The sequence below is a fragment of the Nonomuraea sp. MG754425 genome, from assembly GCF_021699195.1.
GTDB lineage: Bacteria > Actinomycetota > Actinomycetes > Streptosporangiales > Streptosporangiaceae > Nonomuraea.
Genome location: NZ_SSXE01000329.1, coordinates 1 through 5,843 on the forward strand (window position 1 = coordinate 1; position 5,843 = coordinate 5,843).

General features: G+C 73.9%; 4 protein-coding genes. 2 read left to right on the forward strand and 2 right to left on the reverse strand.

Annotated elements, in window-relative coordinates; all coding sequences use genetic code 11:
* A partial coding sequence (locus FAF44_RS51610; RefSeq protein WP_237110843.1) for a bifunctional 2-polyprenyl-6-hydroxyphenol methylase/3-demethylubiquinol 3-O-methyltransferase UbiG occupies positions 1-1,454 on the reverse strand: 1,454 nt, incomplete at its 3' end.
* Positions 1,455-1,544: 90 nt separating this feature from the next.
* On the opposite strand from FAF44_RS51610, the gene FAF44_RS51615 reads away from it, so the two are divergent.
* Together FAF44_RS51615 and FAF44_RS51620 are read left to right on the forward strand one after the other, a co-directional pair.
* Positions 1,545-2,663, forward strand: a complete 1,119-nt coding sequence (locus FAF44_RS51615; protein ID WP_237110844.1) for a D-glucuronyl C5-epimerase family protein — start codon at positions 1,545-1,547, stop codon at positions 2,661-2,663.
* A 44-nt stretch (positions 2,664-2,707) separates the two neighbouring features.
* Complete coding sequence (locus FAF44_RS51620) at positions 2,708-3,727, forward strand: LCP family protein (protein ID WP_237110845.1); 1,020 nt, start codon at positions 2,708-2,710, stop codon at positions 3,725-3,727.
* Positions 3,728-3,824: 97 nt separating this feature from the next.
* Here the strand turns inward: FAF44_RS51620 and FAF44_RS51625 are convergent.
* Positions 3,825-5,843, reverse strand: a 2,019-nt coding sequence (locus FAF44_RS51625; RefSeq protein ID WP_237110846.1) for a WD40 repeat domain-containing protein, incomplete at its 5' end; no start/stop codon positions are given.

Consider the following 5,843-nt stretch of genomic DNA (forward strand, 5'->3'; position numbering starts at 1 on the left):
GTGGCGGGCCGCGCCGGGTCGGGCCGGCCGGGGTGGCGGAGCTGCCGGTCGACCGACAGCACGCGCCACGCCTTCGACGAGCGGATCCGGGTGACCTGCTCGCGGTAGTCCGTCAGCCGCCCGGTCACCGTCTCCAGCTTCGCGCGCAGCCGCTCGTTCTCCTGGCTCAGCTTGGCCTCGAGGGTGGCGAGCTTGTTCAGCCGGTGCTCGGTGAGGGAGTGGCGGTGCCGCTCGCCGTTGTAGACCGTGCGCAGCCGGGCCAGGGCCGCCTGCTCGGTGCGCAGTTCGTCCTGCAGTTCGGTGACGCGCTCGCGCAGGGTGCGCTCGTGCGCGGCCTCGGCCGCCCGCATGGCCTCGCCGTGCACGCCCTCGGCGTTGCGCAGCTCCTCGGCTTGGGCGCGGACGACGGCGCGCAGCTCGTCGCGCTGCGCGGTCACGGCGTCGGCCGTCTCGCGGATCGCCTCCAGGCCGGAGGTGAGCCCGTGCACCGACTCCAGCAGCCGGTTCCGCTCGGTCTCGGCGGCGCCGGCCGAATCGCGCAGCAGCCCGGTCTCGGTGCGGGCCGAGCGCAGGTCGGAGCGGAGCAGGTCGCGTTCCTCGGTCAGTTCGCGGACCCGCTCGCTCAGCTCGTCGTGCTGCCTGGCGGTGCCGTCGGTGAGGCTCGCGGACAGCCGCTTGACGGTGTCCTGCAGCTCCGCGAGCTGGTCGAGGACGGGGCCGCCGGCGCCGGACTTCAGCTCGGCGTTGGCCGCGGTGACCTCGCGGTAGAGCTGGTTGGCCCGCGAGAGCCGCTCGCGCAGGTCCTGGAGGCGCTGTTCGAGCTGCTCCTCGCGGCCGAGGAAGTCGGCCTCCTCCTGGCTGAGCGCGAACGCGGGCACGCCGCGCGGGGTCTTCCTGCGTACGGCGACGGCGGCGATGTGCCGGTCCAGCACGGTCAGCTCGCGTACCTGGAACATCGGGTCGAGCAGGCGGCGCAGGCCGGCCCGGTAGAAGGTGCGGCGGTGGTCGTGGTGCGGCATCAGCCCGTGCGGCACCGAGACCAGCAGCGTCCCTCCGGGGGCGAGCACGCGGTGCAGTTCGGCGAGGACCGTCGCGGGGTCCGTCACGTGCTCCAGCAGTTCGCCGGCGACGGCCGCGTCGAAGCGGCCGTCGGGGAAGGAGAGCCGCTCGCCGTCGCCGCGGACGAACGCGAGCCGGCCGGCCACGTCGGCGGGCAGTTCGGCGGCCTGCCGCGCGGCGAACGCGACGGCTTCGGCCTCGACGTCCACCCCGATCACCCGGTCGCCGCGGCGGGCGGCGAGGATGGACAGGGTTCCCTGGGAGCAGCCCAGGTCGAGGATCCGTCCCGAGGGGAGGTGATCCAGGAGCCAGTGCAGGCGATTCCTGGTGAGTGCCTGGGTCTCGGGATCGACATCTATCCCGTTATAGGCAAAATGGACGCGATCGTGATTCATCTGGGCAGGGACCCCTGGGGCTGATCAGTGAGGGCCCGACACTACCATTTCTGTAAATGGCCGTTAAGGGCGGTATCGAAGGTGCGTTTGTTGCGTAAGTTCATCATCCCGGCAATCGCCTTGGGCGTGCTGGCCGGTTGCACCTCACCGGAACCGCCCCGGACCAGCGCGAAACGGCCCGCCGCCACCGCCCCGGCCGCCCAGGCGCCGCTGGGGATGCTCGGCGAGACCGTGCCGGGCGTCCGCGTGAACGACAAGCTCTACGCGCCCCTGGACGCCCTGGCCGAACGGCTCGGGCTGACCGTCTCCACCGGCGCCGACGGCGTGGTCCGGGCCGAGTACTTCGAGGACGAGACCCCGCTCGTACGCGAGCACGACCCGCGCGGCCCCTGGCTGCACTTCGCGAACGTGGACGTCACCACCTGGCGGCGGATCGCGATCGGCTCCGACGGCATCCCCGTCAGCACCTACGACTTCGGCACCTTCCAGTACCCGGTGGAAGTCGTCCAGTACGGCATGGAGAACTACAGCAAGTGGGTCGCCACCGGCGACGAGGCGTACCGGCCCAAGGCCGAGACCGTGGCCCGCTGGCTGCTGGAGCACCAGGACGGCAAGGGCGGCTGGCCCGTGCCGTTCGCCTACTCCTACCGCGACGGGCTGGCGGGGGAACTGCGCGCCGGCTGGTACTCGGGCATGGCGCAGGGCATCGGCGCCGCGTTCCTGGCCAAGATGTACGACAAGACGAAGGAGTCCCGCTACGGCGACGCCGCCCTGAAGGCGCTGCGCCCGCTGCGCACCGAGGTGGCGGACGGCGGCGTGCTGCGCCGCTTCGAGGGCCGCCTCGACTTCTACGAGGAGTACCCCACCCCCACGCCGACCCACGTGCTCAACGGCTACCTGTTCGCGCTGATCGGCGTGTACGACGTCGGCCGGCTGATGAACGACAAGACCGCCGGGCAGATGTGGGAGCGCGGGCTCAGGACGCTGGACCGCGTCCTGCCGCTGTACGACCTGTCCTCCCGGACCAGCTACGACCTCATGCACTACACGCGGACCCCCGCCACCGCCCCCAACCCCGCCCGCTGGAGCTACCACTCGCTGCACGTCACCCAGCTCTCGGCGGTGAACGCGATCACCGGGGGCCGCTACGAGGCGATCGAGCAGCGCTGGCTCGGCTACCTGAGCGGCAAGGCGCTGCCCGGCAATTAGCTATATAAAGGCCACTGACCGTTCTAATGGGGAGGTCTTACGGGATGCGCCGCCTACGCCGTCTGCTCTGGATATCCCTGGCCACCCTGCTGGTGCTGGGCGGGCTGGGCGCGGGAGGGCTCTACTTCTACCAGGCCAGCCTGGACGGCGACATCGTCCGCGCCCCCGCGGCCCTGCCCACCTCCGCCGAGGAGGAGAAGCGGCGTCCGCAGCCGAAACCGGGCGACGGCGAGACCTGGCTGCTCGTGGGCACCGACCGCCGGGCCGAGAGCGCCACCACGGGCGAGGACGCCAAGGCGAAGCTGTGGCAGCCCGGCTCCCAGCGCACCGACACCATCATGCTCGCCCACCTGTCCGAGGACCGGGAGCACGCCGCGATCGTGTCCATCCCCCGCGACTCGTGGGTGAGCATCCCCGGCCGGGGCCGCGCCAAGATCAACGCGGCCTTCTCCTGGGGCGGCCCCGCCCTGCTGGTCAAGACCATCGAGTCGCTCACCGGCATCCGCGTCGACCACTACGCCGCCATCGACTTCAAGGGCTTCGCCACCGCCGTGGACGCGGTGGACGGCGTGGACGTCGAGATCAGCAAAACCGTGCGCGACACCAACAGCGGCATCACCTGGACGGCCGGCCGCCACCACCTCGACGGCGAGCAGGCCCTGCGGTTCGTGCGCCAGCGCTACAACCTGCCCGGCGGCGACTTCGACCGGATCAAACGCCAGCAGGCGCTGCTCAAGGCCCTGTCGGACCGGGTGCTCAGCGCCGGGACGCTGACCAACCCCGTCAAGGTGGACGGGCTGCTGCGCGCCGTCACGAGGTCGATCACCGTGGACGACGGCGTCACCCCGGGGATGCTCAGGGGCCTGCTGACCGACCTGGCCGGGCTCGACTCCTCCGGATTCGTCACCATGCCCACCCGGGGGACCGGCATGGAGGGACCGCAGAGCGTCGTCTACCTCGACGACGCCAAGACCAAGGCGCTGAGCGAGGCGATCAAGGCCGACCGGGCCCGCGATTACCTCAAGAAGACAGGCACGGCCAACCAGGTGGACGAGGTCCGCTGACCCCCGCCGACCTGTCGGCGACGCCTCAGGCCGCCGGTCACGGGGAGGCGGCGCTCCAGCGCGCCGGTGACCGGGCGGCGACGCCTCATCCCGTCGGTCAGCGGTCGGCGATGCCCCAGGTGCGTACGGTCCAGTCCATGCCGGCCGAGACCGCCGCCGTCGTGTCCCCGATCTGGCCGGAGGCCAGCGCGTAGACGGGGCCGGCGTGGCCGGTGATCGGCTTGCCGATCGCCTCGCCGGTACGCAGGCTCCACACCCGCAGCGTCCGGTCGTCGCCCGCCGACACCACCCGCTCCCCGGCCATGGCCAGCGCCCGCACCCAGTCGGTGTGCCCGAGCAGCGGGGTGCCGATGGCCGTCCCGGTGATCAGGTCCCAGCGGCGCAGCGTGCGGTCCTCGCCCGCCGACACCGCGACCGGCCGCCCGTCGACGACGCCCGTGGCCACCGCCAGCACGACGCCGTCGTGGCCGGTCAGCGGCGCTCCGATCTGCGTGCCGGTGGCGACGTCCCACATGCGCAGCTCGCGGTCCTCGCCGGCGGAGACCACCACCGCCCGGCCGTGCACCGTCGCCCCGGCCAGCGATCTGATCGGCTTGCGGTGCCCGGCCGGCGGCGACCCGAGCGAGTCGCCCGTGGTGGCGTTCCAGCGGTGCAGCCGGCCGTCCGCGCCGCCGGAGACGATGACGTCGCCCACGACCGCGACGGCGTTGACGCTGCCGCGCTGCCCGGACAGCGGCTTGCCGAGCGCCGCGCCCGTGTCGAGCCGCCACCTGCGCAGCCCGCCCCCGGCGTCGCCGCTGACGGCCACCGGCTGCCCGGACACCGTGGCCGTGGCGATCGCCGTGACCTGGCCCGTGTGGCCGAGCAGCGGGGTGCCGACGGGCTGGCCGGTTGCCGGGTCGGACATCCTGATCGTCTTGTCCACCCCGCCGGAGACGGCCACCGGCCGGCCCCGCACGGTGGCCAGCGCGACCGCCTTGACCCCGCCCGAGTGGCCGGGGTTGCCGGCCGTCATGGGCCCGGCGCTCCATCGGGTCAGGTCCCAGGTCCGCACCGACTTGTCGGCGCCGCCGGAGAACGCGAGCGGGGCGCCGTCCACGACGGCGGCCGTGACCGTCGTGGCGGCCCCGGTGTGCCCGGTGAGCGGGGTGCCCACCGGCTCGCCCGCGGTGTCCCAGCCGCGGATCACGCCGTCGCGGCCCGCGCCCAGCACCGTCCAGGACGATCCGGCCCGCACCGCCGCCAGCGAGAGCACCGGCTCGGGCAGGTCGCGGATCAGGCTGACCCGGTCGGAGGCCGGCTCCCAGATCCGGATCGTGCGGTCGTCGGCGGCGGAGACGATCGCCTCGGGCGTGACGGCCAGCGCGCGCACCCAGTCGGTGTGCCCGGCCCGGGGCTGCCCCGCCGGCGCGCCCGTCTGCAGGTCCCACAGCCGCAGCACCTTGTCCTTGCCCGCGCTCACCGCGACCGGCCGGCCGTTCACGGTGGTGGTGGCGACGGCGAGCACCGCGCCGGTGTGGCCGGTGAGAGGCGCGCCGATGGCGCGGCCGGTGGACAGGTCCCACAGCCGCACGGTCTTGTCGTCGCCGCCGGTCACCGCGACCGGCTTGCCGTTGACCGTGGTGGTGGCGACGGCGAGCACCGCGCCGGTGTGGCCGGTCAGCGGCGCGCCGACGGCACGGCCGGTGACGAGGTCCCACAGGCGCACGGTCCGGTCGTCGCCGCCCGTCACCGCCACGGGCCTGCCGTTCGCGGTCGTGGTCGCCAGGGCCCGCACCCAGTCGCCGTGTCCCGGCATCGGGTCGCCGACCGGCTGCGCGGTGCGCGCGTCCCACTGGCGCAGCGTGCCGTCCTCGCTGGCGGTCACCAGGATCTGCCGGCCGCCGACCTGCGCGGTGCCGACGGCGGTGACCGCGGCGAAGTGGCCGGTGGGCCGCCACCCGATCGGGGTCCCGAACACGGTGGCCGGCGCGGACACGGACGGTGTGACCGGGCCCGCGACCAGCCGCGGCACCAGCACCGCGCCCGCTCCGGCCAGCGCCAGCACCACCACCCCCGCGATGGCCGGCCGCCCCGCCCACCAGCGCCGCCCGGGGACGAGCGGCGTGGCCCCGGT